This is a genomic window from Streptomyces sp. NPDC048258 (assembly GCF_043201995.1).
In the GTDB taxonomy this organism is placed as follows: Bacteria; Actinomycetota; Actinomycetes; order Streptomycetales; family Streptomycetaceae; genus Streptomyces.
In genome coordinates, this window is the sequence record NZ_JBICZH010000015.1 from 165,507 (window position 1) to 182,704 (window position 17,198).

14 protein-coding genes are annotated in these 17,198 nt (G+C 71.2%); 11 read left to right on the forward strand and 3 right to left on the reverse strand.

Annotation, left to right across the window (positions count from 1 at the left end):
• The first annotated feature begins 6 nt into the window (after positions 1-6).
• Genes ACGFYQ_RS29595 through ACGFYQ_RS29605 form a run of 3 tightly spaced genes read left to right on the forward strand, consistent with a single transcriptional unit; the run spans position 7 to position 3,367 of the window.
• Positions 7-1,038, forward strand: a complete 1,032-nt coding sequence (locus ACGFYQ_RS29595; protein ID WP_393749129.1) for a hypothetical protein — start codon at positions 7-9, stop codon at positions 1,036-1,038.
• Positions 1,035-2,066, forward strand: a complete 1,032-nt coding sequence (locus tag ACGFYQ_RS29600; RefSeq protein ID WP_393749131.1) for a hypothetical protein — start codon at positions 1,035-1,037, stop codon at positions 2,064-2,066. The genes ACGFYQ_RS29595 and ACGFYQ_RS29600 overlap by 4 nt, the downstream gene beginning before the upstream one ends.
• Positions 2,063-3,367 carry a hypothetical protein gene (locus ACGFYQ_RS29605; protein ID WP_393749133.1) on the forward strand — a complete coding sequence of 435 codons (1,305 nt, stop codon included), beginning with the start codon at positions 2,063-2,065 and terminating at the stop codon, positions 3,365-3,367. The genes ACGFYQ_RS29600 and ACGFYQ_RS29605 overlap by 4 nt, the downstream gene beginning before the upstream one ends.
• Positions 3,368-3,460: 93 nt before the next feature.
• Here the strand turns inward: ACGFYQ_RS29605 and ACGFYQ_RS29610 are convergent, their stop codons facing one another.
• The gene (locus tag ACGFYQ_RS29610; RefSeq protein WP_393749135.1) at positions 3,461-4,978 is read right to left on the reverse strand and encodes a peptide MFS transporter; all 1,518 of its coding nucleotides are present in this window, start codon (positions 4,976-4,978) and stop codon (positions 3,461-3,463) included.
• Positions 4,979-5,453: 475 nt separating this feature from the next.
• On the opposite strand from ACGFYQ_RS29610, the gene ACGFYQ_RS29615 reads away from it, so the two are divergent.
• Positions 5,454-6,131, forward strand: a complete 678-nt coding sequence (locus ACGFYQ_RS29615; RefSeq protein ID WP_215139424.1) for a response regulator transcription factor — start codon at positions 5,454-5,456, stop codon at positions 6,129-6,131.
• Between the two features lie 14 nt (positions 6,132-6,145).
• Positions 6,146-7,414: an ATP-binding protein gene (locus ACGFYQ_RS29620; RefSeq protein ID WP_393749138.1), complete on the forward strand. Its 1,269-nt coding sequence runs from the start codon at positions 6,146-6,148 to the stop codon at positions 7,412-7,414.
• Between the two features lie 27 nt (positions 7,415-7,441).
• Here ACGFYQ_RS29620 and ACGFYQ_RS29625 read toward each other — a convergent pair whose 3' ends face one another.
• A complete protein-coding gene (locus ACGFYQ_RS29625; RefSeq protein ID WP_393749227.1) occupies positions 7,442-8,017 on the reverse strand; it encodes a GtrA family protein in 576 nt (191 codons plus the stop codon).
• Between the two features lie 201 nt (positions 8,018-8,218).
• Between ACGFYQ_RS29625 and ACGFYQ_RS29630 the strand changes: the two genes are divergently transcribed.
• The 4 genes from ACGFYQ_RS29630 (at position 8,219) to ACGFYQ_RS29645 (ending at position 12,272) form a co-directional block, all read left to right on the forward strand.
• A complete protein-coding gene (locus ACGFYQ_RS29630; protein ID WP_393749140.1) occupies positions 8,219-9,358 on the forward strand; it encodes a 5-(carboxyamino)imidazole ribonucleotide synthase in 1,140 nt (379 codons plus the stop codon).
• On the forward strand, positions 9,355-9,891 hold the full coding sequence (gene purE, locus ACGFYQ_RS29635; protein WP_393749142.1) for a 5-(carboxyamino)imidazole ribonucleotide mutase: 537 nt from the start codon (positions 9,355-9,357) through the stop codon (positions 9,889-9,891). The genes ACGFYQ_RS29630 and purE overlap by 4 nt, the downstream gene beginning before the upstream one ends.
• The gene (locus tag ACGFYQ_RS29640; RefSeq protein WP_393749144.1) at positions 9,888-11,066 is read left to right on the forward strand and encodes a dipeptidase; all 1,179 of its coding nucleotides are present in this window, start codon (positions 9,888-9,890) and stop codon (positions 11,064-11,066) included. Before purE ends, ACGFYQ_RS29640 begins: the two co-directional genes overlap by 4 nt.
• Before the next feature lie 135 nt (positions 11,067-11,201).
• Positions 11,202-12,272, forward strand: a complete 1,071-nt coding sequence (locus ACGFYQ_RS29645; RefSeq protein ID WP_393749146.1) for a membrane dipeptidase — start codon at positions 11,202-11,204, stop codon at positions 12,270-12,272.
• Between the two features lie 508 nt (positions 12,273-12,780).
• On the opposite strand, the gene ACGFYQ_RS29650 is transcribed toward ACGFYQ_RS29645, so the two are convergent.
• The gene (locus tag ACGFYQ_RS29650) at positions 12,781-14,124 is read right to left on the reverse strand and encodes a UDP-glucose dehydrogenase family protein (protein ID WP_393749148.1); all 1,344 of its coding nucleotides are present in this window, start codon (positions 14,122-14,124) and stop codon (positions 12,781-12,783) included.
• 194 nt (positions 14,125-14,318) lie between these two features.
• Between ACGFYQ_RS29650 and ACGFYQ_RS29655 the strand changes: the two genes are divergently transcribed.
• Both ACGFYQ_RS29655 and ACGFYQ_RS29660 read left to right on the forward strand, forming a co-directional pair.
• Positions 14,319-15,476: an acyl-CoA dehydrogenase family protein gene (locus tag ACGFYQ_RS29655; RefSeq protein ID WP_393749150.1), complete on the forward strand. Its 1,158-nt coding sequence runs from the start codon at positions 14,319-14,321 to the stop codon at positions 15,474-15,476.
• A 560-nt stretch (positions 15,477-16,036) separates the two neighbouring features.
• Entirely contained in the window at positions 16,037-16,339 is a 303-nt protein-coding gene (locus ACGFYQ_RS29660) for a hypothetical protein (protein ID WP_393749152.1), read from the forward strand.
• Positions 16,340-17,198 lie beyond the last annotated feature (859 nt).

A 17,198-nucleotide genomic window follows, 5' to 3' on the forward strand; every position in this document is an offset into this window, starting at 1 on the left:
CCGGCCATGCCCGTGCTCCGACCCTCCCGAAGGCTCTACCGGCTCGGGGTACCGCTCCTCGCGGCCACCGCGCTGTACGCGGGCGCCGCGGCCCCCGCGGCGGCCGACGACCCCGGCTGGACCGCCGAGCCCGCCGCCGGGACGGCACCCCGGCCCGGCGGCGTCCGCCCGTACTACTACATGGCGGGCGCCGCCGGCACCGTACTGGAGGACCGCCTCGCCCTGGCCAACACGACCGACCGGGAACGCACCGTCACCCTGCGCGGGGCCGACGCGTACAACACCGCCGACGGCGCCTTCGCGGTGCGCCCTCCCGAGCCCGCGGCCGCAGGCCCCTCGGCAGGTGCCGTGGAGGGCGCCGGAGCCTGGATCAGCTTCGGCGCCGGCGCCACGGTGACGATCCCGCCCCGCACCCGCGCGGTGGTCCCGTTCACCGTCACCGTGCCGCCCGCGTCCCCGCCCGGCGACCACCCCGCCGCCGTGGTCGCCAGCGAGGGAGGCCACGAGGTGGGCGTACGGGTCCACCTGCGGGTCGGCGGCCCCACCCTGGCCGCCCTCACCGTCGAGGACGTCGCCGTACGGGGCCGGGGCCCGGCCGCGGTCGTCGCGTACACCCTGGTCAACCGGGGCAACGTGGCCCTCGCCCCCGAGCTCGCGATCCACGCCGAGGGGCTCTTCGGGGAGGTACCGGGCCGCGGCGCCCGCGCCCTGCCGGTGGAACTGCTCCCCGGCCAGCGGGTGGAGCTGACCGAGCCCTGGCCCGGTGCCCCCGTGGCCGACCGGGTGCGCGTCACCCTCACGGTCACCGCCCCCGGCGGCGCCCGGGCCGTCGGCGCCGGAGCGCGCTGGCTCGTGCCCTGGGACCTCGCCGGCTGGACGGGCCTCGGCCTGCTCGGGCTCGGCGGGACCGCCGCGGCCGCGCTGCTCCTCGTACGCGGCCGGCGGCCGGGCCAGGACCCGCCGGACGACGCGTCGCGGGGCCGACAGCCCGCCCGGACCCCCGCACCCGAACACGAACTGACGGGAGCCCCCCGGTGAGAAGACTCGGAGCCCTGCTCGCCGCGGGGCTGGCGGTGTGCGCGCCGGCGCTGTTCCCGGCGTCCCCGGCCGCCGCCGACGAGGGCAAGCCGGCCGTGGCGCTCTCGCTCCAGGAGGCCGCCAAGGGCACCGGGATCACCGTCACCGGCACCGGCTGGCGGCCCAAGACGCTCGTGATGCTGCTGGTCTGCGGGCAGAACATGATCGGCGGCACCAACAGCTGCGCCAACGCCGACGGGGCGGCCGTCTCGGTCGCCGACGACGGGCACTTCGCCGCGCAACTGCCCGTGGTGGCACCGCCCAAGCCCTGCCCCTGCGTCGTCAACGTCACCTCCGTCAACGGCGACCAGTCCACGGTCGCCGTCCCCCTGAAGATCACCGACCACGCGGTGGCGGAGCTGCCCGCCGAATCCGGCACGCCCCGCCTGGCGATGCTCACCGGGGTCCGGCTGGAAGGCGACGACGGGGTGCTGACCTGGTTCGGCGCCCCGCCGAGCCGGAAGTTCAAGGTCACCGTCGGCAACCTCGGATCGGCCCCGGTCAAGGACCCGGTCTTCCAGCTCGGCACCGCCCACGGGGTGTTCGCGCCCCTGTGGGAGGAGGCCCGGTGGAAGGGCACCATTCCGCCGGGCGGCAAAGCGGAGATCGCCCTGGACGTCGGCCTCACCGCGGGCGCCCACGGCGACTACACGATCTCCCTCAAGTACGGAGAGACCGTCGTGGCCACCCAGCCCTGGGGCGTGGACCGGCCGTACGGGGTCCTGCTCTTCTGGGGCCTGCTCCTGCTGGTGATCCCGGCCGCCGTGTTCCGCGTCGGCATGGCCGTCGTCGACAAGGTCGGGCCGCGGGCCGCGGCCGCCGGAGGCCGTTACCGGGGGCCCGTCCCCGCCCGCTCCGAGCAGCCGCCGGAGCCCCCTGAGACCACCACGGCGGTCCTGCCGTGGTTCACCCCGGACAGCGCGCCGGAGACAGCACCACAGACGTCCGCACCGTCTGAGAACCGTTCGACGACGAAAGGACAATCGTGAAGACCCAACGGAGGGTGAGCGCGGCCGTGGTCGCGCTGCTGCTCGGCGGCGCGGGTATCGCCATTTCAGCTTCTCCCGCCCTGGCCGCCGAGGCCACGTACAAGGTCAAATGCGTTCCGCCGGCCGGCGGAGGAGACCCGGTGGAGGGCGAGACCACCGCCAAGATCACCGCCCCGGCCACGGCCAAGGTCGGCGACGAGGTCGACGTGGTCTGGGAGACCGTCAAGCCCGCCTCGAACAACACGGACCTGATGGACATCCCGAAGGACTCGGTCCAGCCCACCGGCTGGATCGCGCTGGGCGGGGGGATGGGCGAGCTGAAGGTCGTCGGGGAGAAGAAGAACCCGCCGATCCCCAAGAAGGCCCCGATGGTCATGTCTCCCATGAAGGGCAAGCTGAAGCTCACCAAGGCCGGCAAGATCACCCTGACGCCCGGCAAGTACGACGTCGCCGTCACGTTCTCCTTCGGCACCTTCGTCACCAAGTGCGCACCGGTGGGCGAGGTGAAGGGCGGGGCGACCATCGACGTGTCGGCGGGCTCCAGCGGCGGCACGACGAGCGGCGGCACGACCTCGGGCGGCTCCACCACCGGCGGCTCCACCACGACCGGCGGCTCCACCACGACGGGCGGTTCCACGACCACCTCGGGCGGCTCCACCACCGGGGGAGGCGGCGGCCAGACCGACTTCCCGGGCAAGCCCGTCGAGGTCTCCTTCGACTGCGGTCCGGTCGTCCCCGGGGGCATCAAGACCCCGGTCACGATCAACGCCAAGAAGAACGGCGGCAGCTACGACCTGACCGTCAAGACCGCCAAGGGCGCGATGGCCGCGCCCATGGCCCTGCCGGCGGGGGCCCTCAAGCCCTCGATGGACGTCAAGCTCGGCGGCGCCGACAGCGGCACCGTCAAGGTCTCCGGCCCGGCCAACGCGGAGGCGATCCCGGACAAGGGCCCGGTCAGCCTCAGCGACATGACCGGCACCTACAAGCCCGGCAAGACCGGCAAGGTGACGCTCAGCCCGGACCAGCTGACGATCGACGTCACCATGGCCCCGGGCGCGACGCCGATCAACGTCCCCTGCAAGGCGGCCAGCAGCGGCGTCTCGCTGGAGCTGGACACCACCGCCCAGGCGGGCGGCTCCGGCTCCTCGACCAGCACCACCACCTCGGGCGGCCTCGCCGACACCGGTGCCGAGGACGAGGGCGGCATCCGTGCCCTGGCCCTGGTCGCCGGCACGGTGATCCTGCTCGGCGGCGCGGTCTTCACGTTCACCCCGTGGCGCCGCCTGCGCGGCACCCGGTAGGAGCGGGTCCGTACAACACAGCGGGTCCGTACAACACAAGGACGGCCCGGCACACCAGGAGGTGTGCCGGGCCGTCCGTCGCGCGGGGGTGCGTCAGTGCACGCCGCCCATCAGCGCCTGGACCTTCTTGCGGTACGTGTAGACCGCGAAGCCGGCCAGGGTGGCGGCGGCCGCCTGCAGGGCGATCACGCCGAGGCCGTTCAGGTCCACACCGGCGATGGAGAGCAGGCTGGTGATGCAGTCACCGGCGGTGACCGCGAGGAACCAGACACCCATCATCTGGGAGGCGTACTTCTGCGGGGCCATCTTCGTGGTGACGGAGAGGCCGACCGGGGAGACGCACAGCTCACCGATGGTCTGGATCATGTAGATCGAGACCAGCCACATCGGGGAGACCTTGACGTCGCCGCCCGCCATGTTCATCGGGACGATGAAGACGAAGAACGAGGCGCCGATCAGGACCAGACCCATCGCGAACTTCACGATGGTGTTCGGCTCCTGGTTCTTGCGCGCCAGCCACACCCACAGCCAGGCGAAGACCGGGGCCAGGGCCATCACGAACAGCGGGTTCAGCGACTGGTACCAGGTGGCCGAGAAGCCGAGGCCGAACACGGTGCTGGCGGTCTTGTCGTCGGCGAACAGGGACAGCGTGGAGCCACCCTGGTCGTAGATCATCCAGAAGACGGCGGCGGCGATGAAGAACCAGATGTACGCGGTCATCTTCGACTGCTCGGCGCCCGACAGGTCCTTGTCGCGCTTGATGCGCGTCAGCACCGCGATCGGGATGATCAGGCCGGCCAGCGTCAGCGGGACCAGGGCCCAGTTCAGCGTGTAGGCGCCGAGGGCGACCACGGCACCGTAGAAGACGGCGATGCCCAGAACGGCGAAGACGACCTTGGTGAGGACGGCCTTGCGCTCCTCCGGCGTCAGCGGGTTCGGGACCAGGCTGCTCTTCGGGCTCAGGTGCTTGGTGCCGAGCAGGAACTGGAGGAGACCCAGACCCATGCCGACGGCGGCGAGGGCGAAGCCCAGGTGCCAGTTGTGCTCCTTGCCGACCGTTCCGACGACGAGCGGGGCGACGAAGGCACCGAGGTTGATGCCGATGTAGAAGAGCGTGAAGCCACCGTCACGGCGCGGGTCCTCCGGGCCGTCGTAGAGGTGGCCGACCATCGTGGAGATGTTGGCCTTCAGCAGACCGGAACCGGCCGCGACGAGGATCAGACCGACGAAGAACATCGCCTGGCCGGGGAGGGCCAGCGAGAGGTGACCAGCCATGATCACGAAGCCGGCGATGGCGACCGTCTTGCGGGCGCCCCAGACACGGTCACCGAACCATCCGCCCGGCATGGCCATCAGGTAGACCATGGAGACGTACACGGAGTAGATGGCCGTGGTCGTGGCCGCGGTCATCGCCAGACCGCCGCCCTGGCTGCCCGTGGCTGCGTCGGCGCCGCCCGAGACCAGGTAGTACACGAGAAGTGCGCGCATGCCGTAGTAGGAGAAACGCTCCCACATCTCGGTCATGAACAGAGTGGCCAGGCCACGGGGGTGGCCGAAGAAGGTCTTCTCGGCGGACGAATCCGCCGGGTCCCTCGTCAGGCTGGAAGCCATGGTCGATCCTTGCTTGGTCGGGACGCGCTTCGCTTCGTGAGCTGTTCAGCGCCCGGTGGGGGGTGGCCGGCACCGGCAGCGGGTGACCCACCCCACGCCTCGGGGTCCCGCCTCCGACGGATCGGGGGCGGAAGGTCAGCCGTAACCGGGATCCACGCCCTGTCGCGCAGCTTCGCGCTGACAAGGCCCGGCCCACAGGTCATTCACTGTCATCTGGGCCGGACAAACCGACCAGAGCAGAATTTGAGGTCTTTGGCGCGCTTTTCGGCACAAAGATCCCCTGGGTAGTGCATCAGGCGTCTCGCCACCATACGACACGACACTGCGGCATATGGAAGGACTTGAGATATGCATCACAGGTAACCCGGGAACCGATCGACCATATTCGAAGGTGCCCCCTCGTTCATAACCACAGATCAGGAGGGTCCCGCAGGCATGCCCCTCCTGGCAGCCGCCGCGGACTACCATCACCCACATGACGCGTGTACTGCTCGCCGAGGACGACGCATCCATCTCGGAGCCCCTGGCCCGCGCCCTGCGCCGGGAAGGGTACGAGGTCGAGGTCCGTGAGGACGGCCCCACGGCCCTGGACGCAGGCCTGCAGGGCGGCGTCGACCTGGTCGTCCTGGACCTGGGCCTGCCGGGCATGGACGGCCTGGAAGTCGCCCGCCGGCTGCGCGCCGAGGGCCACGGCTTCCCGATCCTGGTCCTCACCGCCCGCGCGGACGAGGTCGACACGGTCGTCGGCCTCGACGCCGGCGCCGACGACTACGTGACCAAGCCCTTCCGCCTCGCCGAGCTGCTCGCCCGGGTCCGGGCCCTGCTCCGGCGCGGCGCGAACGAGACCGCCCAGCCCCCCGCCACCCACGGCGTGCGCATCGACGTCGAGTCGCACCGCGCCTGGATGGGGGAGGAGGAGCTCCAGCTCACCGCCAAGGAATTCGACCTGCTGCGGGTGCTGGTCCGCGACGCCGGCCGGGTCGTCACCCGCGACCAGCTCATGCGCGAGGTCTGGGACACCACCTGGTGGTCCTCCACCAAGACCCTCGACATGCACATCTCCTGGCTGCGCAAGAAGCTCGGCGACGACGCCGCCAACCCCCGCTACATCGCCACCGTCCGCGGCGTCGGCTTCCGCTTCGAGAAGAGCTGAGCGTTGACTGAGCCATGCGCCGCCGCCTGATCAGCTCCACGCTCGCCGTGGTGCTCGTCGTGATCGCCGTCTTCGGGGTCTCCCTGGTCATCGTGGAGACCCGGACCATCACCAGCAGCGCCCAGGACCGCATCGAATCCGAGGCGCTGCGGCTGGTGGGCATCGTCGAGGCGAACGTCCTGGAGAAGCAGCCCGTCGACCCCCAGGCGCTCGCCGACCAGCTCGACATCGGCCACCACGCCAGGATCACCATCCCCGGGCAGCCGGCCGTGGAGGTCGGCAACCGCATCGACGGCGACGTCATCCGGGGCACCGCGCGCAGCGAGCAGGGCGAGATCGTGGTCGTCGAGGAGTCCCGCTCCACCGTGACCAAGGAGGTCGGGCGGACCCTGGCCGTGGTCGGCGCCGTGGCGCTGCTGGCCGTCGTGGCGGCCGTACTGCTCGCCGTACGGCAGGCGAACCGGCTGGCCTCCCCGCTCACCGACCTCGCCGAGACGGCGGAACGGCTGGGCTCGGGCGACCCGCGGCCCCGGCACAAGCGGTACGGGGTCCCCGAGCTGGACCGGGTCGCGGACGTACTGGACTCCAGCGCCGAGCGGATCGGGCGGATGCTGACCGCCGAGCGGCGCCTCGCCGCGGACGCCTCCCACCAGCTGCGCACCCCGCTCACCGCGCTGTCGATGCGGCTGGAGGAGATCACGGTCACCGAGGACCTGGAGACCGTACGGGAGGAGGCGACCATCGCCCTCACCCAGGTGGAGCGGCTCACGGACGTCGTGGAGCGCCTCCTGACGAACTCGCGGGACCCGCGGACCGGCTCGGCGGTCCCCTTCGACCTCGACGAGGTCGTCAAACAGCAGGTGGAGGAGTGGCGCCCCGCCTACCGCAGCGCGGGCCGGGCCATCGTGCGCTCCGGCAAGCAGGGCGTACGGGCCGTCGGCACCCCGGGAGCGGTCTCGCAGGTCCTGGCGACGCTGGTGGAGAACGCGCTGATGCACGGCGGCGGCACCGTCGCGCTGCGCACGCGGGTGGTCGGCAACCAGGCGGTGCTGGAGGTCACGGACGAGGGTCCGGGAGTCCCGCCCGACCTCGGCAACCGGATCTTCGAGCGGGCCATCAGCGGCCGCAACTCCACCGGGATCGGCCTGGCCGTCGCCCGGGACCTCGCGGAGGCGGACGGCGGGCGCCTCGAACTGCTCCAGGCGCAGCCGCCTGTCTTCGCGCTCTTCCTCAGCCGTACGGCACCGCAGCGGACCGAGCCTGAGCAGGCCACGGTCCGGTAGGGGAGGGGAGGGGCAGGGTGTCCGGGGCTAGTTCGCGGGCGCGGGGATCGGATCGGGCACCGGATCCGGCAGCGGATCGGGCATCGGCTCCGGCCTGGGCCCGGGCTTGGGCAGCGGCGCCGGATCGGGCATCGGCTCGGACCCCTCGACGCCCGGCGCGGCCGCGGGCAGGGCCTTGAAGACCCAGGTCCGGTACGACCAGAAGCGGAAGACGGTGGCGGTGGCGATGCCGATGAACTTGAAGACGTTGCTGGCGACCGGATCGTCCAAGCCGAGGCCGTACGTGGCCGCGTACAGCACGCCGTTCTCGATGACCAGGCCGATCGCGCTGAAGGCGGCGAACAGGGCCAGCTCGCGGGTACGGCCGCTCTGGGCGCGGTCCCGGTAGGCGAAGTAGCGGAAGCCGAGGTAGTTCGTGGCGATGGCGACGACGGTGGCTATCACGCTCGCGCGCACCACCTGGAGGTCGGTCGTGTTGCGGATCAGGTTGAAGACACCCAGGTTGACCAGCACACCCAGGCCGCCGACCGCCCCGAACTTGGCGACCTCCCGAACGAGACCGCGTACGCGTTCGAGAACAGATCCGTTCCCCGGCGTGCTCATCTGAATGGTCAGTCCCTGTCGGTCACCGCCCCGCTCGGGGCGTCCGGTCTTCTCCGTCAACCCCCACATGGTAAGTGTCCCCCCTGTGGCACGTCTGTGCCTTCGGACACCGTGCGACGCACGGCACACCGGGGGCCTCACCGGCGCGTCCGGGCCAGGGTCACGTCCGGATGGCGGAATACCGCCGGATACCCTGGAGGAGTGACGTTCCCGGTAGTCGGCATGGTCGGCGGCGGACAGCTCGCCCGCATGACCCACGAGGCGGGCATCCCCCTCGGCATCAGATTCAAGATCCTCAGTGACACCCCACAGGACTCGGCGGCCCAGGTCGTGAGCGACGTCGTCATCGGCGACTATCGCGATCTGGAGACGCTGCGCGCCTTCGCGCGCGGCTGCGACGTGATCACCTTCGATCACGAGCACGTACCCACCGAGCACCTCAGGGCCCTGGAAGCGGACGGCATCCCCGTCCGCCCGGGGCCCCACGCGTTGGTGCACGCCCAGGACAAGGGGGTGATGCGCGCCAAGCTCGACGAGATCGGCGCGCCCAGCCCCCGCCACCGGATCGTGCGCGATCCGGCGGACGTGGCGGCCTTCGCGGACGAGGTGGGAGGCTTCCCGGTCATCCTCAAGACGGTGCGCGGCGGGTACGACGGCAAGGGCGTGTGGTTCGTCCGCACCCCCGACGACGCGGAGGCGCCCTTCAGGGCGGGCGTCCCCGTCCTGGCGGAGGAGAAGGTCGAGTACGTCCGCGAACTCGCGGCCAACATCGTCCGCTCCCCGCACGGCCAGGCGGTGGCCTACCCCGTGGTGGAGTCCGTCCAGGTGGACGGGGTCTGCGACACGGTGATCGCCCCCGCCCCGAACCTCTCGGAGGAGCTGGCGGGCGAGGCCCAGGCGCTCGCCCTGCGCATCGCCAAGGAGCTCGACGTGACCGGTCACCTGGCCGTGGAGCTGTTCGAGACGATCGACGGCCGCATCCTGGTCAACGAACTGGCCATGCGCCCGCACAACAGCGGCCACTGGACCCAGGACGGGGCCATCACCTCCCAGTTCGCCAACCACGTACGGGCGGTCCTGGACCTCCCGCTGGGCGACCCGCGCCCGCGTGCCCGCTGGACGGTCATGGCGAACGTGCTGGGCGGGGACTACCCCGACATGTACGCGGCGTACCTGCACTGCATGGCCCACGACCCGCAGGTGAAGATCCACATGTACGGCAAGGACGTGAAGCACGGCCGCAAGGTCGGCCACGTCAACACCTACGGCGACGACCTGGACGATGTGCTGGAGCGCGCACGCCACGCTGCCGACTACCTCAGAGGAACGGTCACGGAATGAGCACCCCCACAGCTGGTCCCGTCGTCGGCATCGTCATGGGCTCGGACTCCGACTGGCCGGTCATGGAGGCCGCCGCCCAGGCCCTGGACGAGTTCGAGATCCCCTACGAGGTCGACGTCGTCTCCGCCCACCGGATGCCGCGCGAGATGATCGCGTACGGGGAGCAGGCCGCCGGCCGCGGCCTCAAGGCGATCATCGCGGGTGCCGGCGGCGCCGCCCACCTGCCCGGCATGCTCGCCTCGGTCACCCCGCTGCCGGTCATCGGCGTGCCGGTGCCGCTGAAGTACCTCGACGGCATGGACTCGCTGATGTCGATCGTCCAGATGCCCGCCGGGGTTCCCGTCGCCACCGTCTCGGTCGCCGGGGCGCGCAACGCCGGCCTGCTGGCCGTACGGATGCTGGCCGCGCACGACACCGAGCTGCTGGCCCGGATGCGCGAGTTCCAGCAGGAGCTGAACGACCAGGCCACCGAGAAGGGCAAGCGGCTGCGTACGAAGGTCGCCGGCACGGAGTCCTTCGGGTTCGGCAAGTGAGCGCGGCGCAGCGCCTGGACGAGGCGCGAGCACTCCTGGCCGAGCACCCCGTCGTGGACGGCCACAACGACCTTCCCTGGGCGCTGCGCAAGCAGGTCCGCTACGACCTGGACCAGCGGGACATCGCCGGCGACCAGTCGGCGTACCTGCACACCGACATCCCCCGGCTGCGGGCCGGCGGCGTCGGCGCGCAGTTCTGGTCGGTGTACGTGAGCACCGAGCTGACCGGCGACGAGGCGGTCAGCGCCACGCTGGAACAGGTGGACGCGGTGGACCAGCTGATCGACCGTTACCCGGGCGACCTGGTGCGGGCGCTGACGGCGGACGACATGGAGGCGGCCCGCGCCGACGGCCGGATCGCCTCGCTGATGGGCGCCGAGGGCGGCCACTCCATCAACAACTCGCTCGCCACCCTGCGCGCCCTGCACCAGCTGGGCGTGCGGTACATGACGCTCACGCACAACGACACCATCGACTGGGCGGATTCGGCGACGGACGAGCCCCGGCACGGCGGCCTCACCGACTTCGGCCGCGAGGTCGTCCGCGAGATGAACCGCATCGGCATGCTGGTGGACCTCTCGCACGTCGCCGCGACGACGATGCGCGACGCGCTGGCCGTCTCGGCCGCGCCGGTGGTCTTCTCGCACTCGTCGGCGCGCGCCGTGTGCGACCACCCGCGCAACATCCCGGACGACGTGCTGGCGCTGCTGCCGGCCAACGGCGGGGTGGCGATGGCCACCTTCGTCCCGAAGTTCATCCTCCCGGCGGCGGTCGAGTGGACGCTGGCCGCGGACGCGAACCTGCGGGCGCACGGCTTCCACCACCTGGACACCACGCCCGAGGCGATGGCCCTGCACCGGGCTTTCGAGGCGGAGCGCCCGCGCCCGGTGGCCACGGCCGCCACGGTCGCCGACCACCTGGACCACATGCGCGAGGTGGCCGGCGTCGACCACATCGGCATCGGCGGGGACTACGACGGCACGGCCTTCACCCCGTCCGGGCTGGACGACGTGGCGGGCTACCCGAACCTGATCGCCGAGCTGCTGACGCGCGGCTGGTCGAAGGCCGACCTGGCCAAGCTGACCTGGTCCAACGCGGTACGGGCGCTGCGCGACGCGGAGGCGGTGGCGCGGGACCTCTCGGCGTCCCGCGGTCCCTCGAACGCGGTGATCTAGCAGGCCGGGCGGCTGGGGCGTCGGGTGTGACCTGCGGGTTGCACCCGAATGCCACATCTGCCGGGCGGCCCGGGGGTCCCGCATGTCACGGTGGCACCATCTCTCCCTGCTGCCGCCGAGACCGGAGCGAACGCCATGGCCGACCTGCAGGATGAACCCCACTCCGTGGGCATCGGAGCAGAAGACCTCCCCGCAGCATCCACGGTGGCGGCCGGCGCCCTCGAACGGGCCGCCGCGCTGCTGTCCGTGCATCCCGTCGCGGACGGGTGCAACACGCTCGTCTGGACGCTGCGCCAGAGCCCGTACCACGACATCGACAAACCAGGGGACAGCGGTGTCGACACCGACATCCCCCGACTGCGCGCCGGCGGAGTCGGCGCGCAGCTCTGGTCCCTGCTGACCCCGCACGACACCGGTACCCCGACCGACCAGGTGGTCTCCGACACCCTGGAACAGATCGACGTGGCGCTGGCCCTGATCCGCCGCTACCCGGACAGCCTCTGCCTGGCGCTGACAGCCGACGACATGGCCGACGCCCGCAACCGCGGCCGGATCGCCTCGTTCCTCGGCCCGGTGCCCGGCCGGACACTGACCGACTCCCTGGGCGCGCTGCACGCCTTCCACGCGCTGGGCGTACGCATCTTCGCGCCCGCGGGAGCGCCCTGGGCCCAGCAGGACCTGACGGCCTTCGGCCACGAGGTGGTCCAGGAGGCGAACCGGCTGGGGATCGTCCTGGACCTGACCGGGTGCCCGCCGACGGTGGCCCGCCAGGTCGCGGCCGCCTCCAAGGCCCCCGTGATCATCTCGAACACGGCGGCCGCGGCCCTGAACCCGCATCCGGGCAACGTCACGGACGAGGTCCTGCTCGCGCTGCGCGAGGCGAACGGCCTGGCGATGGTCACCTTCGACGCCACGCGGACCGGGGACTCCCTGCACGCGGTCGCGGACCACGTCGACCATGTCCGTGCGGTCGCGGGCCCCCACAGCGTCGGCCTGGGCGCCGCCTTCGGCACCGAACAGGGCACCGCCCGCCCGGCCGGCCTGACGGACCCCTCGGGCTACCCCCACCTGATCGCGGAACTCCTGGACCGAGGCTGGCCGGAAGCCGACCTGGCCCTCCTGACCTGGGGCAACGCCCAACGAGTCCTCCGCGACGCGGAATTCACCTCCCGCGCCGCCCACCACCGCCGCGCCACGCCTTCCTGACGCGCTGCTCGCACCGCTCGGGTCCTGGCGGGCCGCGCGTTCTTGAGGCGCTGTTTGCGCCGCTCGGGTCCTGGCGGGCCGCGCGTTCTTGAGGCGCTGTTTGCGCCGCTCGGGTCCTGGCGGGCCGCGCCTTCTTGACGCGCCGCTCGCACCGCTCGGCCCTGGCGGGCCTCCCGGGCTTCGCGCCGCTGCGCCGGACTCCGTCCGTCGGCGGCCGGGCCGTGCTTGCCCGCCGGGGTCTGGCAAATCCAGCCTCGCCTGGGGCCACCTCCCAGCGGTAGCTGGGGGAGTTTGAGGCGTGGGGGTCCCCCCGGACGGAGTCTGGGGGAGGGTCTGGGGCGGAGCCCCGGGAAGGGGCAGGGCGAAGCCCGAGCCCCTGGCGGGGTCCGGGGCGGCAGCCCCGGTTTCCGGGGGCCCCTCCCAGCGGTAGCTGGGGGAGAAGGGGCGGGGTAGGGCGAATCCTCGTGCAGCGGCCCGGCCCGGCCCGCCCCCCCGCCCGGCCGGAGGGCTACGCGCGAGGGCGGCCCATCGCACGGTAGGTCCAGCCGGCGGCACGCCAGACGGCCGGATCAAGCGCGTTGCGCCCGTCCAGCACAAGGCGATCGGTCACGACGGCCGCGAGTTCCGCCGGATCCAGGTCGCGGAACTCCCGCCACTCGGTCAGGTGCAGGACCACCTCCGCCCCCCGGGCCGCCTCCAGCGCGGTGTCCGCGTACCCCAGCGTGGGGAAGACGCGCCGGGCGTTGTCCATGCCCTTGGGGTCGTAGACGGTGACCTGGCCGCCCTGGAGGTGGATCTGGCCGGCCACGTTCAGCGCGGGCGAGTCGCGTACGTCGTCCGAGTCCGGCTTGAACGTCGCGCCCAGCACCGCGACCCGCTTGCCGAGGAAGGACCCGCCCACCGCCTCCCGGGCCAGCTCCACCATGTGCCCGCGGCGCCGCATGTTGATCGAGTCGACCTCCCGCAGGAAGGTCAGCGCCTGGTCGGCGCCCAGCTCACCGGCCCGCGCCATGAACGCCCGGATGTCCTTCGGCAGGCACCCGCCGCCGAAGCCGATCCCGGCCCGCAGGAACTTCGCGCCGATCCGCTCGTCGTAGCCGATGGCCTCCGCCAGCTTCACCACGTCACCGCCGGCGGCCTCGCACACCTCCGCCATCGCGTTGATGAACGAGATCTTGGTGGCGAGGAAGGAATTGGCGGCGGTCTTCACCAGCTCGGCGGTCGGGAAGTCGGTGACGACCAGCGGGGTCCCCTCCGACATCGGCGTCTCGTACACCTCCCGCAGCAGCTTCTCCGCGCGCTCGCCCTGCACGCCGATCACGATCCGGTCGGGGTGCAGGGTGTCCTGCACCGCGAAGCCCTCCCGCAGGAACTCCGGGTTCCAGGCCAGCTCCACGTCCGCACCCGCCGGAGCCAGCTCCACGAGCTTCGTCGCCAGCCGCTCCGCCGAGCCCACCGGCACCGTCGACTTGCCGACCACCAGCACCGGCCGCGTCAGGTGCGGGGCCAGCGAGGCCATCGCCGCATCGACGTAGGACATGTCACAGGCGTACTCGCCGTGCTTCTGCGGAGTGTTCACGCACACGAAGTGCACGTCGCCGAACTCCCCGACCTCCTCCCAGGAGGTCGTGAACCGCAGCCGCCCCGTCGAACCCGGCAGCCCGGCCACGTGCGAGGCGAGCAGCTCCTCCAGCCCGGGCTCGTACATCGGCACCCGGCCCGCGGCCAGCATCTCGATCTTCTCGGGCACGACGTCCAGCCCCAGCACCTCGAAGCCCAGCTCCGCCATCGCCGCGGCGTGGGTCGCGCCGAGGTATCCGGTGCCGATCACAGTGATCCTGAGGGGGGCCATGGGTGCTCCAGAGGTGCGGGGCCGTTTGCGGCCACTGAGCATAGTCGGGCCCACCAGGGGGGACGTGCCCCAGGAGGAGCACCGCTGTCACGCAACTCACGTAGGCCGTCCATATCGCCATCCGTGACCGGGCCACTAAGCTTGGGTTACTTAACGGTAGTTAGCACACGCATCACCCTGGGGAGTGAGAGATCTTGGCGGGTTCTGCCGACTTCGACCTGTACCGCCCGGCCGAGGAGCACGACATGCTCCGCGAGTCGGTCCGCTCGCTCGCCGAGGCGAAGATCCTCCCGTTCGCCGCCGCGGTCGACGAGGAGTCCCGCTTCCCGCAGGAGGCCCTGGACGCCCTGGTCGCCAGCGACCTGCACGCCGTCCACGTGCCCGAGACCTACGGCGGCGCCGGCGCCGACGCCCTCGCGACCGTGATCGTGATCGAGGAGGTGGCCCGCGTCTGCGCCTCCTCCTCCCTGATCCCGGCCGTCAACAAGCTCGGCTCGCTCCCGGTGATCCTCTCCGGCTCCGAGGAACTGAAGGCCAAGTACCTCGGCCCCCTCGCCAAGGGCGACGCGATGTTCTCGTACGCGCTCTCCGAGCCGGACGCGGGCTCCGACGCCGCCGGCATGAAGACCCGCGCCGTGCGCGACGGGGACTTCTGGGTGCTCAACGGCGTCAAGCGCTGGATCACCAACGCGGGCGTCTCCGAGTACTACACGGTCATGGCCGTCACCGACCCGGAGAAGCGCTCCAAGGGCATCTCCGCGTTCGTCGTCGAGAAGTCGGACGAAGGCGTCTCCTTCGGCGCGCCCGAGAAGAAGCTCGGCATCAAGGGCTCCCCGACGCGCGAGGTCTACCTCGACAACGTCCGCATCCCCGCCGACCGCATGATCGGCGCCGAGGGCACCGGATTCGCCACCGCGATGAAGACCCTCGACCACACCCGCATCACGATCGCCGCCCAGGCGCTCGGCATCGCGCAGGGCGCCCTGGACTACGCCAAGGGCTACGTCCAGGAGCGCAAGCAGTTCGGCAAGCCGATCGGCGACTTCCAGGGCGTGCAGTTCATGCTCGCGGACATGGCCATGAAGATCGAGGCCGCCCGCCAGCTGACGTACGCGGCCGCTGCCAAGTCCGAGCGCGTCGACGCCGACCTCACCTTCTTCGGCGCCGCGGCCAAGTGCTTCGCCTCCGACGTGGCCATGGAGGTCACCACGGACGCCGTCCAGCTCCTCGGCGGCTACGGCTACACCCGCGACTACCCGGTCGAGCGCATGATGCGCGATGCCAAGATCACCCAGATTTACGAAGGAACGAACCAGGTTCAGCGGATCGTCATGGCGAGGAACCTGCCGTAGCAGTATTTTCGCAGGTCAGCGGCCTTCTCCGGTGATCCGATCGCGGTGATCGGCTTCCGGTCCGTTCGGGCCCGTTCCGGGCCTTTCCCGGGCGTCATGCCGGGGAGATCCTGGGCGGAGACTGGGCCCGAAACAGCTACTGACCTGCATAAACGACAAGGCCCCCGGCATGATGCCCGGGGCCTTCCGTATGGCTGGGTCAGGCGACTTCGTCTCGCTCGGTGGGGTCGTCCGCGCCGGGGGGTCGGCATGGTCGCGATGGCTGCGCGTCCGCGCTGCTCGGCCCCTTCGAAGATGTAGTGATAGTGCTCGCGGAGCACGTCCGTGCTGCTGTGTCCCATCCAGTCGGCCACGTCGTTCTCGGAGACGCCCGCATACAGCAGCCGAGCGCACGGTTACGGGGATTGACACTCTGTGACCAGGTTGCGCGTGGCGTACAAGCCACTCAGCAGTGTGACTGCCACCATGGCGACGGCAGCCGTATCGGCCCTCCTCCGGTGCGGTGGCAGCCACCGTCCATGGAATTCATTCGTCTCCCGCAACGGAAAGGCGATCGCGTCGTGTACATGATGCGCGAGGTGTACAGAGCCGAACGAGGGAAATCGCCGGAGATCGTGGCGGCGTTCAAGACCCTCACCGCGGTGTTTGAAGAAGCCGGGTATACGAACCGGCGCATCTACGTCGACTACGTCGGCCCCATGGACACGGTCGTCTGTCAATGGGAATTCGACAGCCTCGACCAGTACTTCACCATGGAGCGAGGGTTCTTCGTGAATCCGGATGAGAACGCGCAGTCGCTGATCAGCACGTTGAACAGCTACGCGGCATCCGGCTACAAGGAGATCTACGAGGTCATCCAGTAGCGGATCATCGAGGCAGGTCCCCGACACTTTCGGCCGGGGCCACCCACCCGTGAATGGACACGGTCATTTTGGTACGGCTGTGACGGTTACAGCGGTAGCCGAGTTCCTGAGCAAGCCGCGCAGTTGGGTCTAGGGCAATTGGCGCGGTGAACAGATGACCCCGCCCGAACCGCATGCGCGTACGACCCCCGGCATGCCGCCGGGGGTCGTACGCGCATGTGCGGGCAGATCAGGGCCAGGGCCGCGGTCAGGGGCAGCTGATGCGGATGTCGCCCGCGTCCGTGGTGCAGGTGTCGGTGTTGTGGCCGCCGCCGGCGGTGTCGTTGCCGGAGACGCTGTCGACGGTGCTGAGCCCGGCCACGACGATCTTCCCGCCCGGCTGCAGGGCCAGTCGCTGCCGTTCTCGCCGCCCTCGGCCGGCGTCAGGGTCCCGACGGTGACGATCCTGCCGTCGGGCTGCAGCACCATGTCGCGGCTGTCCTCGTAGTAGATGAGGTCGGTGACGACCTTTCCGTCACCCCCGCCGAAGGCCGGGTCCAGGTCGCCCGGCGCCGCCAGTACGGTGCCGGGCACGGCGAGCACGAGCGCCGCACCGGCGGCGGCGGCCGTCGTGCGGGCGAGGTGAGCATGCGGACGACTCCTTCTGGGGTGCCGGAGGATGGTCACGGTCCGTTCCCGGCGGCGAGCGTCCGGGGACCCGCGCGAAGGATCGCAGGAGTCAAGATCGACGGTATCGCCCGGTCATTTGGGGACACGCCGGGCGCTTCGGCCGTACGGGTGGTCCACGGCGCCGGAGGTGGGCGAACACATCCGCCCGAGGCCCTTGGGTGCCGCTCGGATGGGCTAAATTTGGACCTTC